Raw genomic sequence first — 311 nt, forward strand, 5'->3', positions numbered from 1 at the left:
GAAATAGGGGTTTATCACACTTTAATTGTCGAAAAAGGCGCCAAACGATAAAAAAGTTGAAAAAGTACTAGACGGCATAGTGTGATATACGTATTATTCCACTCCGCCGATAGGGCATGCGCCCGTAGCTCAGTTGGATAGAGCGTTGGCCTCCGGAGCCAAAGGTCGAAGGTTCGAATCCTTTCGGGCGTACCATTCGCCTCAAAGGTATATCGGTAAAAATTTTAGTGGTGGCTATAGCTCAGTTGGTAGAGCCCCGGATTGTGATTCCGGTTGTCGCGAGTTCAAGTCTCGTTAGCCACCCCATTATT

Annotated in this window: 2 tRNA genes; both read left to right on the top strand. The window is 46.9% G+C overall.

The features are described 5' to 3' along the window. The first annotated feature begins 118 nt into the window (after nucleotides 1-118). Nucleotides 119-195: transfer RNA gene (locus RH46_RS20870), tRNA-Arg, on the top strand. Between the two features lie 35 nt (nucleotides 196-230). Next, nucleotides 231-306 (top strand) — tRNA-His (locus tag RH46_RS20875). Nucleotides 307-311 lie beyond the last annotated feature (5 nt).

This window comes from Vibrio brasiliensis LMG 20546 (assembly GCF_000189255.1).
GTDB lineage: Bacteria > Pseudomonadota > Gammaproteobacteria > Enterobacterales > Vibrionaceae > Vibrio > Vibrio brasiliensis.